The organism is Erythrobacter aurantius (assembly GCF_023823125.1).
Classification (GTDB): Bacteria; Pseudomonadota; Alphaproteobacteria; order Sphingomonadales; family Sphingomonadaceae; genus Erythrobacter; species Erythrobacter aurantius.
In genome coordinates, this window is sequence record NZ_CP090949.1 from 2,144,230 (window position 1) to 2,161,917 (window position 17,688).

Here is a 17,688-nt window from a genome sequence, read left to right on the forward strand (position 1 = left end):
TCATCCTCCGTGGGGACGGGACATTAGGGAGATGGGCGGCATCAAGCCAGCGCGTCGATCTCTTCGATCTTGCGCCGGAGCGATCGGGCGGCGATCCAGTTGGCAAGCGCGATAACCCCGAACAGGCCAATCGTCGCCACAACCGGCCAGGCTATTCCCCGCAAGGCTTCAACCCAGCCCGTCACCTCGGCGGTGCCCAGAGTGACCGCGAAGTAGAACAGCGCCAACCCGGGGATCAGCGGGCCGAGATACCACTTGGGTACGTCCCGCAAGGCTTCAAACTGGCGTTCGTATTGGCGGCGCAGGTGCAGCACGCAAGGGTCTTCGGGACGACGATCCAGATTGCTCGCGCGGCGACGCAGTCCCAACAGCACAATCACAGCACCGACCACCGTGAGAGCCATCGACAGCGCAATCAGCCATTCGCCTTTGAAGGCGGCTCCTGCGGACGAGGCCGTGAACAGTACAATCACAAACGCGCCCGCCGCATATTCGATCAGGTTGCGGCGACGGATCGTGCGCTCGAACTTCGATGCGCGGGCCGCGCAGGTGGCGGGATCGCTGAAAGAGGCTTCGCTGGCGGCATTCTGCCAGGCGGGGAAGGGGGGGAGGCTCATGCCTTGGCTCCTTTGTCTGTCGGTTGTTCGAAATGTCCGGCGAGCAGCGCCTTGATCCGATGGACGCGCGTGGCGACGGCTCCGGATGACAGGCCGGTGATTTCCGCGATTTCGGCTGCGCTCTCACCTTCTAGCCACAGAACGATGGCTTGCGCGTCGACCGGGGGCAGGGCGCGGATCAACTGGGCGACCTGTTGCAGCACCAGTGCTTCGGCAGCATCGCTTTCGGGATTTCCCGCCGCCGGAAGGGCATCGATCTCTTCCAGCGGAACCTTTTTCGGGCCGCGCGTCGCCTTGCTCACATGATCGGCCGCGACATTGTGCGCGACGCGGTAAACCCAGGTCTTGAGCGCACAGTCCCCCTTGAACCGGGCAAGGCTGGTCCAGAGCGCGCAGTGCATTTCCTGTTCGAGATCGCGCGCCTTTTCAGCATCGCGCTCCACCGCTCGGGCGAGACGCGCAATGGCAGGGGCAAATTCCTCGCCTGCCTGCCGGTAAAGCTGATCGACTGTCTATGTCATGCCCCCCTTAGTCTGGCGCGCGGCGAATTTCTTACGCGGTCGGGGCAGAAAAATCCCGGATCAGGTCCTGCTCGCCGCCGCAAAGGAGAACAGCGCGAACCAGAACAGCAGCATCAGGACAGTTGCCACGCGCCAGCCCATCCCGGCTTGCCCCATGCCGCGCTGCCACGTCCATGCGCCGATGGCGCCGCTCGACATTGCAGTCAGGGCAATCGTCAGCCACCCGCTCTTGCCAATCAGGACGAGGAACAGGAAGCCGGTCAGGAAAATCTGCGCAAACAGCGCGCCCGTAAACCAGACGATCGGAACCGGGCGATAGCTGCCATCGGGAATGTCCCAATCGGGCAATTGCACATCGGGCCGCGATATCCGGCGATCACCGTAGACGATGTCTTCCTCGCGAGGGTCCTTGTAATCGGTCACGCGTCAATCATGTCGCGGTCCATTTCGCCCGCGCGGTTTTGGATGAAGTTGAAGCGGTGTTCCGGATTGCGGCCCATCAGCTGATCGACCAGTTCTTTGACGCTGGCGCGCTGCTCGAATTCATGCGGCAGAGTGATGCGGATCAGGCTGCGCGTATCAGGGTTCATGGTGGTTTCGCGCAATTGCTGCGGGTTCATTTCGCCCAAGCCCTTGAACCGTGAAACGTCGACCTTCTTGCCCTTGAAAACCGTTTCTTCAAGCTCGGCCCGGTGCGCATCGTCGCGGGCGTAACGGCTCTCCTTGCCGGAGGTCAGCTTGTAGAGCGGCGGCTGCGCGAGATAGAGCCGCCCGTCGCGCACGATTTCGGCCATTTCCTGAAAGAAAAACGTCATCAGCAGCGTCGCGATGTGTGCGCCGTCGACGTCCGCGTCAGTCATAATGATGATGCGATCATACCGCAGATCTGACGGATCGCAGTCCTTGCGCGTGCCGCAGCCCATTGCGAGCGTCAGGTCGGCAATTTCGGAATTTGCGCGGATCTTGTCGGCAGTGGCGCTGGCGACGTTCAGGATCTTGCCGCGGATTGGCAGAATGGCCTGCGATTTGCGATCGCGTGCCTGCTTCGCGCTGCCGCCTGCCGAATCCCCTTCGACGATGAACAGTTCGGTTTCACGGTCGCCTTCGCCGCTGCAATCGGTCAGCTTGCCCGGCAGACGCAGCTTCTTCGCATTGGTCGCGGTCTTGCGCTTGATCTCGCGTTCCTGCTTGCGCTTCAGGCGCTCGTCCATGCGCTCCATCACCTCGCCCAGAAGCGCCTTGCCGCGCTCCATATTGTCGGTGAGGAAATGGTCGAAATGATCGCGCACCGCCGCTTCGACAAGGCGTGCGGCCTCGGGCGATGTCAGGCGGTCCTTGGTCTGTGACTGGAATTGCGGATCGCGAATGAATACGGACAGCATCACTTCCGCCCCGGTCATCACGTCATCGGCGGTGATGTCCTTGGCCTTCTTCGCGCCAACCAGCTCACCGAACGCGCGCAGCCCTTTGGTCAATGCGCCGCGCAGGCCCTGTTCATGCGTACCGCCATCGGGTGTCGGTACGGTGTTACAGTACCAGCTGGTCGAACCGTCCGAATAGAGCGGCCAGGCAATCGCCCATTCCACCCGGCCTTGGGTCGTGCCATCCTGCTCCGGGAAGTCCTGCCGTCCGGCAAAGGGCTGTGCGGTGACGCATTCACGAGTGCCGACCTGCTCGGCCAGGTGATCGGCAAGGCCGCCGGGGAATTTGAAGATTGCCTCGGCGGGAACCTCCTCGCTGGCGAGGCTTTCCGCGCATTTCCAGCGGATTTCTACCCCTGCGAACAGATAGGCCTTTGACCGGGCGAGTTTGAACAGGCGCGCAGGCTTGAAATTGCGATCGCCGAAAATCTCGCTGTCGGGGGTGAAGGTGACGCTGGTACCCCGCCGGTTTGGTGCCGCGCCGATGACCTCAATCGGGCCGAGCGTCTGCCCCTTGGAGAATTCCTGCGCGTAAAGCTGCTTGTCACGTGCCACCTCGACGCGGGTGTGCGACGACAGCGCGTTGACAACGCTGATGCCCACGCCGTGCAGGCCGCCGCTGGTGGCATAAGCCTTGCCAGAGAATTTGCCGCCCGAATGCAGGGTGGAAAGGATCACTTCCAACGTGGACTTGCCCGGAAATTTGGGGTGCTCGTCCACGGGAATGCCGCGACCGTTATCGGTGATGGTCAGCCTGTTGCCCTCGTCGAGGCGCACCTCGATCCGGTTTGCATGGCCCGCCACGGCTTCGTCCATCGCGTTGTCGAGCACTTCGGCAGCGAGATGGTGGAACGCGCGATCATCGGTCCCGCCGATATACATGCCGGGACGCCGGCGTACCGGTTCGAGCCCTTCGAGAACTTCGATGGACGAGGAATCATAGTCGCCGCTGGATGTGGGCGTGTTTGCAAACAGGTCTTCGGACATCTTCCCGCTATAGGCCCGCGCGGCGAATTCTCACAAGCTTGCCGCGCGGGTTTTGCGCCAGTTTCACCCGCCGAAACTGCTCGGTGCCGGATCGACAGCGATAACCTGATTGCCGCTCACTTGCCGCACCTCCAGAGCGCGTTCGGCAATGCCGTCGCGGCCGAAGCGGAACGGGCCGTCAACGCCCAGGAATCCGCCGCGATCATACAGGCGATCCTGCGGGAAATCGCTGCCCACCTGCCAATCGCGCGCGATGCGCAACGTCAGCAGTACCGCGTCATAGCCAAGCGTGGCGATGCGATAGGGTTTCGTCCCAAAGCGTGTTTCATAGCTGTCGGAGAACCGCCGGAAGCGGCCATCGGACACCGCCGAAAACAGCGCGCCGTTGATCGAACCGGCTCGTGTCAAGTTGGACTCACCGCTCCACAATTCGGTGCCGAGAATACGCACGCCTTCGGCGCCGTCAGCGCGAAGTTCACCGCCAGACTGGATCGCAAGCCGCGCTCCGTCGGCGATCAGGACGGTGTCATAGCCTCCCCTTGTGCGCAGCCGCTGGGCCGCGCCGACAATAGAGGTATTGCCGCGTGCGTAGCGTTCAAACGCGACCAGATTGCCGCCATAATCGCGCAGCGAATTGGTGAGCGCGCTATAGGAACGCTGGCCGTAATCGCCTTCGGGCAGCAGCGCGCCGAAATTGTTGGAGCCATTGCGCCGGGCGTATTCGATCGAGCGGCGGATCGATTGTTCCGGGATGTGGCCCATCACGAAGACATCGGCACTCGCGATGCTTGTATCGTTGGAGAAGGCGATAGCCGGGACGCTGGCCGGACGCGCCGCGCTTTGCACTGCGGGCACATTCTCAGAAAGCAGCGGGCCGAGGATCAGCTTGTTGCCGTCTGCAATCGCCTGACGCGCAGCTGCAGCCGCCCCGCGCGATGTGTCATAGGTGGTGATGCGCAGGTTGTCGGCATTGGTGTCGAGCAGCGCCATCGTTGTCGCATTGGCGAGAGACTGGCCGACCTCGGCGGCGCTGCCAGACAGCGGTACCAGCAAGGCCACGCGGTGCCGGGTGGAATCGGTGGGCAGGGCGGTCGGTGTCGGTTCCGGCGTGGCTTCGGGTACGGGAACTGTGGCGACCGTCTCGGTCTTGGGGATCACCTGACACCCGGCAAGCAGCGCGGCGGTTGCAGCCACGGCCAGATTGCGCCGGTTGAGCATCGCGGCAGCCTTGCGCAGCCAGCGCGCCTCCGAAAGCGATTGCATTGTAAGCTTCATTCTTGCCGACCCCTCGTCGCTGCTTCATTACACGCGGCGTGAACACACCGTCTTCTGAATCCGTACCCGTCAAAGCACTTGATCCGGGTCTCTATATTGTCGCGACGCCGATTGGCAATCTTGGCGACATAACGATGCGTGCTGTCGACGTATTGCGTGGCGTGAGCGTTGTCGCATGCGAAGACAAGCGTGTGACCGGGAAATTGCTCAAGCACATCGGGGTGCAAAAGCGCCTCATTGCCTATCACGAGCATTCGATCCGTCAGGTCGAGGACGAAATACTGGACATGCTCCACCGTGAGAGCGTTGCCCTTGTCAGTGATGCGGGGACGCCGCTGATTTCCGATCCGGGCTGGCAATTGGTGAAGCGCGCAAAGGACGCGGGCTATATGGTCACCGCTATTCCCGGGCCGAGCGCGCTGATAGCCGCGCTGGTCCAATCGGGCCTGAATAATCGGCGCTTCCTTTTCGGAGGTTTCATGCCCCGGACAGACGAGGGGAGAGCCAATTGCCTGCGCGAAGTCGGCGACCTGTATTGCACCGTCATCTTATACGAAACCGGGCCGCGGCTGACAAAGAGTCTCAAGATCATGGCCGAGCTGTGGCCAAACCGCGAAATCGCGGTCGCCCGCGAGTTGACCAAGCTTTACGAGGAATGCCGCAGCGGGACCGCAGAAGAATTGCTTGAACACTACACTGCACATCCGCCCAAAGGCGAGATCGTGCTGATGGCAGGCCCGCCCATCACGATCGTACCGGAAGAGCACGATGTCGAGACCATGCTGCGCGGTTTGCTCAAGACGGAGAAGCCGAGCCAGGCCGCGACGAGAGTTGCAAAGTTCACCGGGCGCGACCGCAAGGAACTCTACAAGATGGCTCTGAGGCTTAAGGCCGAATGACCGAAAAGCGCGTCATCGCAGACCGCAAAGGCCGCGAGGGCGAGGCGATGGCGGCGCAATGGCTGATGCAGCAGGGCTGGCAGGTGGTCGACGACCGCGTCAAAACGAAACTTGGCGAGATTGACCTGATCGCCCGCAAGCCGGGTATTGTCGCCTTCATAGAGGTAAAGTGGCGCAAGCGTGCAAGCGATCTCGACACAGCCATCGACGAACACCGCCTTTCCCGCGTCGCCGCCGCGGTCGAGGCTGTCGCGCACGAATATGCCGGGGATGGCGAAGACATTTCGATCGACGTCATACTCCTTGCACCCGGCAGCAGGCCACGCCACATCCCCAACGCCTGGATGCCTTAGGAAGTCATATGTCCCTGAAAATCGCGGTCCAGATGGACCCCATCGAATCCATCAACATCAAGGGCGACAGCAGTTTCGCGCTGATGCTGGCCGCGCAGAAACGCGGGTATGAGGTGTTCGAATACCATGTCGAAAGCCTGACGCTGGATGCCGATGACCGGCTCTATGCGCAATGCTACCCGGTGAAGGTGCGGCGCGTGGTGGGCGATCATTTCGAAAAGGGCGAGGCGCAGCGGCTTGATCTGGGGCGCGATATCGACGTGGTGCTGATGCGGCAGGACCCGCCGTTCCACATGGGCTACATCACCGCCACCCATCTGCTTGAGCGGATCAAGGGCGAAACACTGGTGGTCAACGATCCCGCCAATGTCCGCAATGCGCCGGAAAAGGTGATGGTGCTCGATTATCGCCGCTTCATGCCGCCCACTTTGGTGACGCGCAGCGTCGACGAAGTGCGCCGCTTCATGGCGGAGCACGGCGCGGTGGTGGTGAAGCCGATCCACGGCAATGGCGGCAAGGCGATCTTCCGCGTGCCCGAAAGCGGCGACAACCTGACGGCGTTGTTCGAGGTGTTCAACCAGACCTGGCCAGAACCGCACATGGTCCAGCCCTTCCTTCCCGAAGTGGCAGAAGGCGACAAACGCATCGTGCTGATCGATGGTGAGATTGCGGGCGCGATCAACCGTATTCCGGGCAAGGGCGAGTTCCGATCAAACCTTGCCATGGGCGGCAGTGCGCAGAAAACGGGCCTGACCGAGCGCGAGGTGGAAATTTGCGAAGCTCTGGGCCCGGATCTGAAGCGCCTCGGCCTGACCTTCGTCGGGATCGACGTGATCGGCGGCAAGTGGCTGACCGAAATCAACGTGACTTCGCCGACCGGGATCGTCGCGATTTCGGAGTTTGACGGAACCGACCTGCCGGGGATGATCTGGGACGCGATTGAGGCGCGGTTGCAGCTGTAAGCGCGGCTTCAATCGGGCTATTCCGGAACGCAAGAAGCTGGATTCATTGCGAGCTTGAGCTTTCAGTTGCATCGCCCGGCGAGGGCCGGGTATCGTCGGGTGCGATGGACAATTCATCGGAAGTCGGTTTCTTGCCGGTCGTCTGTGTGATTGGCAGCTGGTCATCCGGAACCACAGCGGTAACCGGTTTTCTGGCTCGACTTGGCGCGTATTCCTGCCCACCGCATTTCCGGACCAACGATCCTTTGACGCCCGACAGTCATGAATCGATCGAACTGAGAAACCGGCTGCTCAGGATTTATGATGAGCAGACCTTGCGGCGGATAGGCCAGCCCGAATTGCTTTTGGCGTGGCTGCGGCCGTGGCTCGTTGAGGAGTCGGCCAAGGCAAGACTCCAAGGATGCACGCATATCGTTATCAAGCACCCCTTGCTCGCCACGCTCGTCAGCCTGCTGGTAGAGGTGTGCAACCCGACCTTTGTAGTGGTAACCAGGCCGTTGCCAGCCATTGAGCGAACCCGCCTAAGGCGTAACTGGCCTGAGGTGTACGGAGCCAAGGGAGCACCCGCGATCTACTCCACCGCCTTGAATTGCCTCATTGATGCACAGCAAAGCTTCCTGACAATCGCCTTTGCCGATTTCCTTGCTTCTAATGCGACCCGGGATTTTCTGGTTCGGACGCTGGAACTCACTCCGAGCGAGAGCCAGCGGCAGTCAGCCGAAGCGTGGCTGCGTCCGTAAGAAAAGGCGGATTGTGGAGAGTTTGACGGGACCGATCTGCCCGGAATGATCTGGGATGCGATTGAGGCGCGTTTGGCAATTTAGCAGGCTGGATCGCTAGCTATTCTTATCGGCAATCCGTTGAAGAGCGCCGGCATCGTAAGCTTCCATATAACGTCTTGCTGGTTCTCCACCTAACAACATCATCGCCTTTGAGGGTGACTTGCCAGATCGTCCGTCTTGAAATCCAGCCTCTCGATCCATGAAAGCCAAACCCAGCTTTGCGATTGAATCTATACGTGACATCAGGAAGCCTCCTACGGTCAACGTATATTATCATTGAATGGCTGTATCGATCTACCCCTTCTTCGCCCGTGGATGTGCGTTGCGATAGTTCTCCAGCAGGCTGGCCGCATCAACCTTGGTGTAGATTTGCGTCGAACCCAAAGAAGCATGTCCGAGCAATTCCTGCAAACTTCGCAGATCTGCTCCTGCCCCCAGCAGATGCGTTGCGAATGAATGGCGCAAGGCATGGGGGGTTGCCGTATCGGGCAGGCCCAGCGCGCGCCTTGCCCGGGCCATCGCCTTTTGGACCATGCCTTGTGACAGTGCGCCGCCCTTGGCTCCGCGAAACAGCGGTTCCTTGGGCTCAAGCGGGTAGGGGCAGGCCTTGGCATATTCCGCGACGGCCTGCCGCGTGATGGGGAGGATCGGGACCAGCCGCTGTTTGCCGCCCTTGCCGGTGACTTGCAGCGTCTCCCCCAGCACCGCGTCACGGCCCGTCAGCGAAAGCGCCTCCGCGATCCGCAGGCCGCTGCCATACATCAGCAGCAACACCGCCCGGTCGCGCGCGCCGATCCAGTCCTCGGCAGCCGTCCCGTCGACCAGATCGGCAAGGTTCACCGCTTCATCGGGGGTGACAGGGCGGGGCAGTCCCTTCTTGAGGCGCGGTCCGCGCAGGCGCGGGGCGGCAGGATCAGGGTCGCCGCTTTCGGATCGGGCATAGGCGATAAACGCCTTCAGCGCCGAAAGTTCGCGCGCGGCGCTGGCATTGGCGAGGCCTTCTGCCCGGCGCGCGGCGAGATGGGTGCGCAGGTCGCTCCCTTCGAGGCTCGCGATCGCCTCCCAATCCTCCAGCTCGCGAGCCGCCATGATACGCTGCGCCGCGCTGACATAGGCGCGGACGGTGTGGGGGGATCGGCGGCGGGCGTCGGTCAGATGGCTGCGCCATTGTTCGAGGATATCGGCGGCGCTCATGCCCGCACCAGATCGTCTGCCACCAGCGCTTCGATCAGCGTGTTGAGCACGCCCATGCCCTGCGGCTCTACCCCGATGCGGCTGCCGCGCTGCCAGACGAAGCCGAGATCGGTGTAGGTCGCCAGCGCCTTGGCATTGAGCATGGTTGAACGCGGGCGTTCAAACCGCCATTCGAGCGCGGCCAGATCAATCCCTTCGGCCAGGCGCAGGCCCATAAGCAGCGCTTCGGAAATCTGCTCGTCTGGCGAAAGCATGGTCTGCTCGGCGATGCCATGCCTGCGTCCGCTCACCGCTGTCAGGAAATTCTCGGGCTTCTTGTGCCGGACAGTCGCAAAACCGCCGCGCCGGCCGTGCGCGCCGGGACCGATCCCGGCGTAATCCTGATAGCGCCAATAGGTGAGGTTATGGCGGCTCTCCTCGCCCGGCCTCGCGTGATTGCTTATTTCATAAGCGGGCAGTCCCGCCTCGCCGGTGATCTGGCGGGTGAGGGCATAAAGATCAGCGGCACGATCATCGTCGAGAGGGGTGAAGCGGCCCAGTCGCACATCGGTTTCAAAGCGTGTCCCCGGCTCGATGGTCAGCTGGTACAGCGACAGATGCGAAGTGCCGAAACCGAGCGCGCGATTGAGCTGCGCCTCCCATTGCTCCGGGGTCTGATCGGGCAGGGCATAGATCAGGTCGAAACTGACCCGTTGAAAGTGCTCTTGCGCGGTTTCTAACGCCTTCAGCGCCTCTTCAGCCCCGTGAAGCCGCCCTAGCCAGAGCAGGGTTTCATCCTCCAGCGACTGCACGCCGAGCGAGACGCGGTTGATCCCAACAAGCGAAAGATCGGCGAAATTGGCGGCTTCGACAGAGGAAGGATTGGCCTCCAGCGTAATCTCTATATCGGGGCTAAACCCCCATAATGATTGTGCTTCTTGCAGCAGCATCGCAACCAGCGCAGGCGGCATCAGCGAAGGCGTGCCACCGCCGAAGAAGATCGAGGTAAGGCTTTCCCCGCCCGCTACCGCCGCTTCCGCGCGCATATCGGCCAGCAAGGCAGCCTCCCACGAGGCGACATCGACTTTGTCCCGGACATGCGAGTTGAAGTCGCAATAGGGGCATTTCTTCGCGCAGAAGGGCCAGTGAATGTAGAGCGCGCGGGCCATGCGCTAAGCTTTAGCGGCCAAACTGATCCGCGACCAGTTTTGCAAAGGCATCGGCGCGGTGGCTGATTGCGTGCTTTTCCTCGGGCGGAATTTCCGCAAAGGTTTCAGAGCCTTCGCGCTGCTGCGGAACGAAGACGGGATCATAGCCGAAACCCATTTCCCCGCGCGGTGGCCATGTCAGCGAACCGGGGCATGTGCCTTCATAAACGGCGTGTTCGCCATCGGGCCAAACCAGGGCAAGCACGCAATGAAACGCGGCCGTGCGATCGGCATCGGGCCCGATTGCTTGCAGCATCCCTTCGACCTTACCCATCGCCATGTACCAGTCGCGGCCCGGATCGCCTTCGAACCATTGCCGCTCCGCCCAGTCGGCGGTGTATACTCCGGGTCGACCGTCCAGCGCGTCGACGCTCAACCCGCTGTCATCGGCCAGCGCGGCAAGACCCGAAGCCTGCGCCGCAGCGCGGGCTTTGAGCAGGGCATTCTGGACAAAGGTGGTTCCCGTTTCCGCAGGCTCGGGCAGGCCGAGCGATCCGGCAGAAATGCACTTGATCCCATAGGGTTCGAGCAGCGCCGAAATCTCTTTCAACTTGCCCGAATTGTGCGTTGCTATGACAAGCGAACCACCACCCAGCCTGCGCGTCATCTGGTTGCTTCCAACTGTGCGGCAAAGATCCGGTCACAGCCGATCCGCGCGAGCCGAAGCAGGCGCAGCAAGCCTTCCTCGTCATACGTCGCGCCTTCTGCGGTGGCTTGCACCTCGGCCATCTGACCTCCGGTCAGGAGCACGAAATTGGCATCGGCATCGGCGTTTGAGTCTTCGTCATAATCCAGATCGAGCACAGGCGTGCCCTTGAAAATGCCGCAAGAAATTGCGGCGACCTGCGCGGTAATCGGATCGTGTTTGATATCGCCCGCCTTGATCAGCCCGTTGACCGCAAGCCGCAACGCCACCCAAGCACCCGAAATCGCCGCTGTGCGAGTGCCGCCATCCGCTTGGATCACGTCGCAGTCGAGCGTGATCTGGCGTTCGCCAAGCTTCTGCAAGTCGACCACGGCGCGCAGGCTGCGGCCGATAAGCCGCTGGATTTCCTGCGTACGGCCCGATTGCTTGCCACGGGCGGCTTCGCGCGCGCCGCGGGTGTGGGTCGCACGCGGGAGCATGGAATACTCGCCCGTGACCCATCCTTCGCCTTTGCCGCGCATCCAAGGCGGCACGCCCTTTTCGACACTGGCGGTGCACAACACCTTGGTGTCGCCAAAGCTGACTAGACAGGAGCCTTCGGCGTGTTTGGTGAAACCGGTTTCGATGGTGATGGCGCGCATTTCATCGGGCGCGCGTCCTGAAGGGCGCATGAGATTCTCCGCTTGGATTGCCGCTGCTGCCTAGCTACCTAGTCGTGCGTGAGCAAAGGCAAATTCAAGCTTTGGGGATTTGTGGGATTGCTGGGCGTCGTTGTGTGTGGCGGCTTGGCCTATGATATCGCCTCAAACGAATGCGCGCGGGCACCCGATGGGACGTTTCACCTTGCCTTGTGGGATGACGGGTTCGAGCGATATCGGAACCCCGAAAGTGATTGCGATCCCTGGAACGTTGTTGGCGAAGATGCTGAAATCGCATCGCTTACGATAATTCCATACAGCCACTGGGACCTCGCCCCCGCGCGGCAGGTCATGCTTACCCGCACTGGATCGGTGGCCGTGCTCGAACCGGTGGATGAATGGGGCGCGGAAGTGAAAGAGATTTTGCGCGTAGATAATGTCGCGTGGGCCCAAAATGCTCTGGGTGATCTGTCTCGCTACGTTCGGTTCAATCGCGTCATTCCCGATCCGGAAAAAATTGCTGCGATCGTTGAGGATACTGACGGTTTTCGACTGGATGATATGCTTGAGGCACCAAAGGTGGCCTGCACGGGCGAAATGTGGGATGGCGGCGGCGTAAGGGTAGAATTGAGCCTGAGCGACGGAACCCGGCGCGAAGCGATTTTCGACACGCATTGCCATTCGCTTGCAAAAAGCCGTGCGATTGGCGCGTTGTGGGCCGCCCACTCGCGTGGTTTCGAAACCGTCGGTTTTACGGGGGAAGTCTATGTCGAAGCAACGCAACAGGAAGAGTCATGACGGCCACACCGATCAGAGAACTTACCGACCGCGCACGCGAGATTTTCCGGCTTGTGGTCGAAGGCTATCTGGAAAGCGGGCATCCGGTGGGGTCCAAGTCGCTGGCCTCCGATGGCGGATTGAACCTGTCACCGGCTTCGATCCGTTCGGTGTTGGCAGAACTCGAAGCGCTCGGGCTGCTGGCGGCTCCGCACACAAGCGCCGGCCGGATGCCGACTGACGCGGGATTGCGCATTTTTGTCGATGGAATGATGCGGGTGGCGGAACCCACGGCGGACGAGCGCGCGCGGATCGAGGCTCGCCTTTCCGAAAGCGGGCCGGTCGAACAGGCGCTGCACCAGACCAGCGTGTTGCTGTCAGAACTCTCCGGTGCAGCCGGGATGGTGATGGTGCCTACCCGCGAACAGCGCCTTGCCCAGTTCAGCCTTGTAAGCCTGGGGCAGGACAGGGCTCTCGCTGTGCTGGTGGGAGAAGATGGAGGCGTCGAAAATCGCATTGTCGAGATCGATGCGAGCATGGCCGGTTCGCTGGAGGCAGCCAGCAATTACATTACATCACGCCTTCTTGGACGTACTCTGGCAGAAGCGGCTGCGGCCATGCGTTCCGAAATCGCAGCGGGCAAAACCCAACTAGACGATGCGAGCCGCAATCTTGTCGAACGCGGTCTTGCCGTGTGGAGCGAGGATGCCAACCAAAGACCGGTCCTGATTGTGCGCGGTGCAGCCAATTTGCTCGACGATGATGCTCTTAACGATATCGAGCGCGTCCGGTCGCTGCTCGAAGATCTTGAGGACAAGCAATCGGTTTCGGCGCTGTTGGAAAGCGCGCGGGAGGCGGATGCGACCCGGATATTCATTGGCAGCGAAAACCGGTTGTTCGGCCTTTCCGGGTCCTCTGTCATCGCCTCACCCTATCGTGATCGCGAAGGCAGGGTGGTCGGCGTGGTCGGTGTGATTGGCCCGACGCGCTTGAATTACGCGCGCGTGGTCCCCATGGTGGATCTCACAGCGCGATCGCTCGGTCGCTCTCTCGAGCGCGCTCCGGGGCGATCGCAGGGCAAACTCATTGCTTGAATGGAAATTCTGGAAAAATGAACGACAACGATAAGTCGCAGATGGATGCGGCAGCAGCAGAAGAAGAATTGAAGGGCGTACCCGAAGAGTTTCTGGACGACGGAAGCGAAGATGAAGGCGAGGGCGCTGATACCCTGTCCGAAGCGCTTGAGAACCTGCGCAACGATCTGGAAGCCGCAAAGCAGGACGTGCTTTACGCCAAGGCCGAAACGCAGAACGTGCGGCGGCGGCTTGAGAAGGACGTAGCCGATGCGCGCTCCTATGCCGCGACCGGCTTTGCTCGCGACATCCTTTCCGTGTGGGACAATCTTTCACGTGCCGTCGATGCGATCCCGGAATCGCTACGCGGAGACGACAAAATGAAGGGTCTGGTCATCGGGATCGAGGCGACCCAACGCGAGCTTGAGAAAGTGTTCGGCCAGCATGGCGTTACCCGCATCGCATCCATGGGTCTGCCGCTTGATCCCAACCAGCATCAGGCGATGATGGAAGTACCCAGCGCAGATCACGAAGCGGGTACTGTGGTTCAGGAAATGCAATCGGGCTGGATGATTAAGGATCGGCTTCTGCGGCCCGCCATGGTGGCCGTTTCAAAGAAGCCGGATTGAGCCTCAGAGCAGGTAGATCACCAGATATCTGACGCATAGAGCGACAAGAAGAACCGCCTGGAAATGGCGGTTCTTCACTATCATGGTGGCTGCCATCATCCCGATCAGCATCGCGGTCAGGCCCAGCGTCATCGGCGTAAAAACCGCCGCCCGAACTTCCTCGACAGAATAGAGGAAGGCCCATTGCGCGAAAACCAGAGCGATGAGGATGCCCATTACGGTCCGGCGGACCCGATAATAGTGGGTGTCGAGATCCTCGAACAATTCGGGCCGGGTCGGAAACACCAGTCGGGCTGCGAGATAATAGCTGGCGGCGAATATCATCACGCCCAGCAAGGCCGAAGGACTGACTGTGATCAGGCTCTGGATCGTCCAGGCGAACATCCAGAACGACAGAAGATCAAGCAATACGAAGGCGCCAAGAAGAGGCGTCAGCCAACCGAAACGGAAGCGGGTTCCATCAGCGTCGCTCTCGAATTCGTTTTCAAGCGTTCGCCCGAACCCTGCCAGCAACTCGACCAGTGAAAGACCGAGCACGAGGGCATAAAGAACGAAGATGAATTCGAAGTCGCTCACAGTGTTGCTCCCTCGAACCGGACAAGCACATCATAGGCGGACTTGTCCCCGACGCCGGGTATGCGCGCGCCATGACGCAGCCAGAAGCTGTGCTTCACAATTTCGGCCTGCTGCTCAATCCCGTAAGCAGACAGCGGCTGCCCAGGTTTGAGCGCATAATCATACCGGCAAAACGGATGGCGATGCAGAATCAGAAACCAATCACCCAGCGTCTGGGTCTGCCAGACATGGGTCAATTCGTGGATCAGCAGGCCCTGCCGTTCAATGTCAGCCAGTGAGAAGTCATCGCAGTAGGCAGAGCCATGAGGGTGGAAATGCAGGTGTCCACGCGGGGCCATGGTGATCCGTTTGGGCTGAAACGGAAACCACTTGCGGCGCTTCAGCTTGACCGCGCCATAATTGATCGCGTCACCAAAAACCGTCCGCGCAAGCTCGACTTCGCCCGGCGTCAGATGCCGCTCGCCACCCGCCGGACAAGCGGGGAGCGATGCGGTATCCTGAAAACCGGGCAAATCGTTCAGCGCTCTTCCCCTGCTGCGCGGATTTCAGCGTCAAAGATATGCTTGTTGCCACCCGAAACCGTCAACGTGACCTTGGTCGTCCCGCCGGGCTTCAGCTCGGGTGAGGGCTCCATCGCCATGACGTGGAGGTCGCTCGGCTTGAATTCGACCTTGGTGCCCTTTGTCACCGGGATCGGCAGCGCCTCCATCATCTGCACCTTGAAATCATATTCGCCATATTGGTGCATGACGGCGCTGGCCGCACCTTCGACTTCGACGCGGCCGAGCGAGAACGAACGGTCCCCGTCATAGGCGAAGTCGAAATAGATCGCCGCCGGATTGCCCTCTACCGGGGCAAGCACCATTCGCGCGTTTTCAATTGTCACGCCTTCGATCACGCCCTCAGGTGCAGTTTCGGCAACTTCCGCTTCGCCACCGCAAGCGGCCAGTGCCATCATCGAACCCCCGGCAAGTGCCAGCGCAAGCGCCTTCATCCTCGATCCCGTCATTCTTATATCCCTTTTTGAAAGCTGTCCCTGTTGTGGATGCGGCAAAAACTACGGTGTTCGAGTTCTTGTGCCAAGCAAAACCGCACCTATATCCGCCTCATATTCGAGCCGCCGAGCCGTCTTGCCGTTATCGGGAGACGCGAAGGCGCGGTGTCCAACAACATTCCAATGGATGGGAAGATAATGGGTAAAGTAATCGGTATCGACCTCGGCACCACCAACAGCTGCGTTGCCGTGATGGACGGCGGAAAGCCGAAAGTAATCGAAAATTCCGAGGGTGCGCGCACCACGCCTTCGATCGTCGCCTTCACCAAGGATGGTGAGCGCCTGATCGGGCAGCCGGCAAAGCGCCAGGCGGTGACCAACCCCGACAACACCTTGTTCGCGATCAAGCGCCTTATCGGCCGCCGCTTTGACGATCCCACCACCAAGAAGGATATGGACATCGTCCCCTACAACATCGTCAAGGGCAAGAATGGCGATGCATGGGTTTCCGCTGGCGGCGAGGAATATTCGCCTTCGCAGATTTCGGCTTTCATCCTGCAAAAGATGAAGGAAACCGCTGAGAGCTATCTTGGCGAAACCGTTGCCCAGGCAGTGATCACGGTTCCTGCTTACTTCAACGACGCACAGCGTCAGGCGACCAAGGATGCAGGGCAAATCGCCGGGCTTGAAGTGCTTCGCATCATCAACGAGCCGACTGCGGCTGCGCTCGCCTATGGCATGGACAAGGAAGACGGCAAGACCATCGCTGTCTATGACCTTGGCGGCGGCACCTTCGACGTCTCGATCCTCGAAATCGGGGACGGCGTGTTCGAAGTGAAGTCGACCAATGGCGACACTTTCCTCGGCGGTGAAGACTTCGACAACGCGATTGTCGAGCACCTTGCCGCTGCCTTCAAGAAGAAGGAAAACATGGACCTGAAGACCGACAAGCTCGCGCTTCAGCGTCTGAAGGAAGCTGCCGAAAAGGCGAAGATCGAGCTTTCGAGCTCGGCCACGACCGAAGTCAACCTGCCCTTCATCACCGCGCGTATGGAAGGCGGCAGCACCACTCCGTTGCACCTCGTCGAAACGATCACCCGTGCCGATCTCGAAAAGCTGGTCGGGGGTCTGATTGACCGCACGCTTGAGCCTTGCAAGAAGGCACTGGCCGATGCCGGTGTGACCAAGGACGAGATCGATGAAGTGATCCTTGTCGGCGGCATGACCCGCATGCCCAAGGTGCGCGAAGTGGTGGAGAAGTTCTTCGAAGCCAAGCCGCACACCGGCGTGAACCCCGATGAAGTCGTGGCGATGGGCGCCGCCATTCAGGCCGGCGTGCTTCAGGGCGACGTCAAGGACGTGCTGCTGCTTGACGTGACCCCGCTTTCGCTGGGCATCGAAACGCTTGGCGGCGTTTTCACCCGCATGATCGATCGCAACACCACGATCCCGACCAAGAAGACCCAGACCTACTCGACCGCCGAAGACAACCAGAACGCGGTTACGATCAAGGTCTTCCAGGGCGAGCGCGAGATGGCGGCGGACAACAAGCTGCTCGGCAATTTCGACCTTGTCGGAATTCCGCCCGCACCCCGCGGCGTGCCGCAGATCGAAGTCACCTTCGACATCGACGCCAACGGGATCGTCTCCGTGTCGGCCAAGGACAAGGGCACCGGCAAGGAACAGACCATCAAGATCCAGGCTTCAGGCGGTCTGTCCGATGCCGACATCGACCAGATGGTGCAGGATGCGGAAAAGTTCGCGGAAGAAGACAAGAAGCGCCGTGCCGCGGCAGAGGCCCGCAATCAGGCCGACAGCCTTGTCCATGCGACCGAAAAGCAGCTTGAGGAAAATGGCGACAAGATCGACGCCGACACCAAGTCTGCCGTCGAAGCCGCGATTGCTGCGACCAAGACCGCGCTTGAAGGTGGCGACGCCGACGACATCAACGCCAAGGCTCAGGAGCTGACGCAGGCGGCGATGAAGATGGGCGAGCAGATCTACAAGCAGGATCAGGAAGCTGGTGCTGCCGGTGATGATGCCGGGGCCGAAGCTGCCGCTGAAGACACTTCCGACGAAGAAGTTGTCGATGCGGAGTTCTCCGAAGTCGACGAAGACAAAAAGGGCTAAGCGATTAACCCTCTAAACCCCCTTGCT

The 17,688-nt window shown here is 60.8% G+C and carries 20 protein-coding genes and 1 pseudogene; 8 read left to right on the plus strand and 13 right to left on the minus strand.

The window, feature by feature from the left end; genetic code table 11:
* Positions 1–41: 41 nt before the first annotated feature.
* From L1K66_RS10230 to L1K66_RS10250, 5 genes and pseudogenes are all read right to left on the minus strand, one after another.
* Positions 42–617, minus strand: coding sequence for a hypothetical protein (locus L1K66_RS10230; protein ID WP_252257783.1), 576 nt, complete (start codon positions 615–617; stop codon positions 42–44).
* A pseudogene (locus tag L1K66_RS10235) lies at positions 614–1,090 on the minus strand (RNA polymerase sigma factor); the annotation flags it as partial. The pseudogene L1K66_RS10235 and the gene L1K66_RS10230, both read right to left, overlap by 4 nt.
* Before the next feature lie 108 nt (positions 1,091–1,198).
* Entirely contained in the window at positions 1,199–1,561 is a 363-nt protein-coding gene (locus L1K66_RS10240) for a hypothetical protein (RefSeq protein WP_252257785.1), read from the minus strand.
* Positions 1,558–3,546 (minus strand): DNA topoisomerase IV subunit B, encoded by a 1,989-nt coding sequence (gene parE / locus L1K66_RS10245; protein ID WP_252257786.1) that lies wholly within the window; start codon positions 3,544–3,546, stop codon positions 1,558–1,560. The genes L1K66_RS10240 and parE overlap by 4 nt, the downstream gene beginning before the upstream one ends.
* Positions 3,547–3,609: 63 nt before the next feature.
* The gene (locus L1K66_RS10250) at positions 3,610–4,821 is read right to left on the minus strand and encodes a penicillin-binding protein activator (protein WP_252257787.1); all 1,212 of its coding nucleotides are present in this window, start codon (positions 4,819–4,821) and stop codon (positions 3,610–3,612) included.
* Between the two features lie 38 nt (positions 4,822–4,859).
* On the opposite strand from L1K66_RS10250, the gene rsmI reads away from it, so the two are divergent.
* From rsmI to L1K66_RS10270, 4 genes are all read left to right on the plus strand, one after another.
* Entirely contained in the window at positions 4,860–5,720 is an 861-nt protein-coding gene (rsmI, locus tag L1K66_RS10255; RefSeq protein ID WP_252257788.1) for a 16S rRNA (cytidine(1402)-2'-O)-methyltransferase, read from the plus strand.
* Complete coding sequence (locus L1K66_RS10260; protein WP_252257789.1) at positions 5,717–6,073, plus strand: YraN family protein; 357 nt, start codon at positions 5,717–5,719, stop codon at positions 6,071–6,073. Before rsmI ends, L1K66_RS10260 begins: the two co-directional genes overlap by 4 nt.
* 8 nt (positions 6,074–6,081) lie before the next feature.
* Complete coding sequence (gene gshB / locus L1K66_RS10265) at positions 6,082–7,035, plus strand: glutathione synthase (RefSeq protein ID WP_252257790.1); 954 nt, start codon at positions 6,082–6,084, stop codon at positions 7,033–7,035.
* Between the two features lie 104 nt (positions 7,036–7,139).
* Positions 7,140–7,775, plus strand: a complete 636-nt coding sequence (locus L1K66_RS10270) for a hypothetical protein (protein WP_252257791.1) — start codon at positions 7,140–7,142, stop codon at positions 7,773–7,775.
* A gap of 96 nt (positions 7,776–7,871) precedes the next feature.
* On the opposite strand, the gene L1K66_RS10275 is transcribed toward L1K66_RS10270, so the two are convergent.
* From L1K66_RS10275 to rph, 5 genes are read right to left on the minus strand one after another with little or no spacing between them, the layout of a single operon-like run.
* A complete protein-coding gene (locus L1K66_RS10275) occupies positions 7,872–8,060 on the minus strand; it encodes a hypothetical protein (protein ID WP_252257793.1) in 189 nt (62 codons plus the stop codon).
* Positions 8,061–8,111: 51 nt separating this feature from the next.
* Positions 8,112–9,011 (minus strand): tyrosine recombinase XerC, encoded by a 900-nt coding sequence (locus tag L1K66_RS10280; protein WP_252257794.1) that lies wholly within the window; start codon positions 9,009–9,011, stop codon positions 8,112–8,114.
* Positions 9,008–10,159 (minus strand): radical SAM family heme chaperone HemW, encoded by a 1,152-nt coding sequence (gene hemW, locus L1K66_RS10285; RefSeq protein ID WP_252257795.1) that lies wholly within the window; start codon positions 10,157–10,159, stop codon positions 9,008–9,010. The genes L1K66_RS10280 and hemW overlap by 4 nt, the downstream gene beginning before the upstream one ends.
* A 10-nt stretch (positions 10,160–10,169) precedes the next feature.
* Positions 10,170–10,805, minus strand: a complete 636-nt coding sequence (gene rdgB / locus L1K66_RS10290; protein ID WP_252257796.1) for an RdgB/HAM1 family non-canonical purine NTP pyrophosphatase — start codon at positions 10,803–10,805, stop codon at positions 10,170–10,172.
* Complete coding sequence (rph, locus tag L1K66_RS10295; RefSeq protein ID WP_034954033.1) at positions 10,802–11,515, minus strand: ribonuclease PH; 714 nt, start codon at positions 11,513–11,515, stop codon at positions 10,802–10,804. The genes rdgB and rph overlap by 4 nt, the downstream gene beginning before the upstream one ends.
* A 339-nt stretch (positions 11,516–11,854) precedes the next feature.
* On the opposite strand from rph, the gene L1K66_RS10300 reads away from it, so the two are divergent.
* From L1K66_RS10300 to L1K66_RS10310, 3 genes are read left to right on the plus strand one after another with little or no spacing between them, the layout of a single operon-like run.
* The gene (locus L1K66_RS10300) at positions 11,855–12,280 is read left to right on the plus strand and encodes a hypothetical protein (protein WP_252257798.1); all 426 of its coding nucleotides are present in this window, start codon (positions 11,855–11,857) and stop codon (positions 12,278–12,280) included.
* Positions 12,277–13,353: a heat-inducible transcriptional repressor HrcA gene (hrcA, locus tag L1K66_RS10305; RefSeq protein WP_252257799.1), complete on the plus strand. Its 1,077-nt coding sequence runs from the start codon at positions 12,277–12,279 to the stop codon at positions 13,351–13,353. Before L1K66_RS10300 ends, hrcA begins: the two co-directional genes overlap by 4 nt.
* Positions 13,354–13,370: 17 nt before the next feature.
* Positions 13,371–13,961: a nucleotide exchange factor GrpE gene (locus L1K66_RS10310; RefSeq protein ID WP_252257801.1), complete on the plus strand. Its 591-nt coding sequence runs from the start codon at positions 13,371–13,373 to the stop codon at positions 13,959–13,961.
* Positions 13,962–13,964: 3 nt separating this feature from the next.
* On the opposite strand, the gene L1K66_RS10315 is transcribed toward L1K66_RS10310, so the two are convergent.
* The 3 genes from L1K66_RS10315 to L1K66_RS10325 are packed head-to-tail and all read right to left on the minus strand — an operon-like array spanning position 13,965 to position 15,546.
* Complete coding sequence (locus L1K66_RS10315; protein ID WP_252257802.1) at positions 13,965–14,537, minus strand: hypothetical protein; 573 nt, start codon at positions 14,535–14,537, stop codon at positions 13,965–13,967.
* Positions 14,534–15,049 carry a vgr related protein gene (locus L1K66_RS10320; RefSeq protein WP_252257803.1) on the minus strand — a complete coding sequence of 172 codons (516 nt, stop codon included), beginning with the start codon at positions 15,047–15,049 and terminating at the stop codon, positions 14,534–14,536. Before L1K66_RS10320 ends, L1K66_RS10315 begins: the two co-directional genes overlap by 4 nt.
* Before the next feature lie 5 nt (positions 15,050–15,054).
* Positions 15,055–15,546: a copper chaperone PCu(A)C gene (locus L1K66_RS10325; protein ID WP_252257804.1), complete on the minus strand. Its 492-nt coding sequence runs from the start codon at positions 15,544–15,546 to the stop codon at positions 15,055–15,057.
* Positions 15,547–15,729: 183 nt separating this feature from the next.
* Here L1K66_RS10325 and dnaK point away from each other — a divergent pair, with 183 nt between their 5' ends.
* Positions 15,730–17,661 carry a molecular chaperone DnaK gene (gene dnaK, locus L1K66_RS10330; protein WP_252257806.1) on the plus strand — a complete coding sequence of 644 codons (1,932 nt, stop codon included), beginning with the start codon at positions 15,730–15,732 and terminating at the stop codon, positions 17,659–17,661.
* Positions 17,662–17,688 lie beyond the last annotated feature (27 nt).

Coding starts and splice junctions, on each gene's coding strand:
- L1K66_RS10230 (WP_252257783.1), bottom strand. CDS start 617: ATGAGCCTCCCCCCCTTCCCCGCCTGGCAGAATGCCGCCAGCGAAGCC.
- parE (WP_252257786.1), bottom strand. CDS start 3,546: ATGTCCGAAGACCTGTTTGCAAACACGCCCACATCCAGCGGCGACTAT.
- L1K66_RS10250 (WP_252257787.1), bottom strand. CDS start 4,821: ATGAAGCTTACAATGCAATCGCTTTCGGAGGCGCGCTGGCTGCGCAAG.
- L1K66_RS10260 (WP_252257789.1), top strand. CDS start 5,717: ATGACCGAAAAGCGCGTCATCGCAGACCGCAAAGGCCGCGAGGGCGAG.
- gshB (WP_252257790.1), top strand. CDS start 6,082: ATGTCCCTGAAAATCGCGGTCCAGATGGACCCCATCGAATCCATCAAC.
- L1K66_RS10270 (WP_252257791.1), top strand. CDS start 7,140: ATGGACAATTCATCGGAAGTCGGTTTCTTGCCGGTCGTCTGTGTGATT.
- L1K66_RS10275 (WP_252257793.1), bottom strand. CDS start 8,060: ATGTCACGTATAGATTCAATCGCAAAGCTGGGTTTGGCTTTCATGGAT.
- L1K66_RS10280 (WP_252257794.1), bottom strand. CDS start 9,011: ATGAGCGCCGCCGATATCCTCGAACAATGGCGCAGCCATCTGACCGAC.
- hemW (WP_252257795.1), bottom strand. CDS start 10,159: ATGGCCCGCGCGCTCTACATTCACTGGCCCTTCTGCGCGAAGAAATGC.
- rdgB (WP_252257796.1), bottom strand. CDS start 10,805: ATGACGCGCAGGCTGGGTGGTGGTTCGCTTGTCATAGCAACGCACAAT.
- rph (WP_034954033.1), bottom strand. CDS start 11,515: ATGCGCCCTTCAGGACGCGCGCCCGATGAAATGCGCGCCATCACCATC.
- hrcA (WP_252257799.1), top strand. CDS start 12,277: ATGACGGCCACACCGATCAGAGAACTTACCGACCGCGCACGCGAGATT.
- L1K66_RS10310 (WP_252257801.1), top strand. CDS start 13,371: ATGAACGACAACGATAAGTCGCAGATGGATGCGGCAGCAGCAGAAGAA.
- L1K66_RS10325 (WP_252257804.1), bottom strand. CDS start 15,546: ATGACGGGATCGAGGATGAAGGCGCTTGCGCTGGCACTTGCCGGGGGT.
- dnaK (WP_252257806.1), top strand. CDS start 15,730: ATGGGTAAAGTAATCGGTATCGACCTCGGCACCACCAACAGCTGCGTT.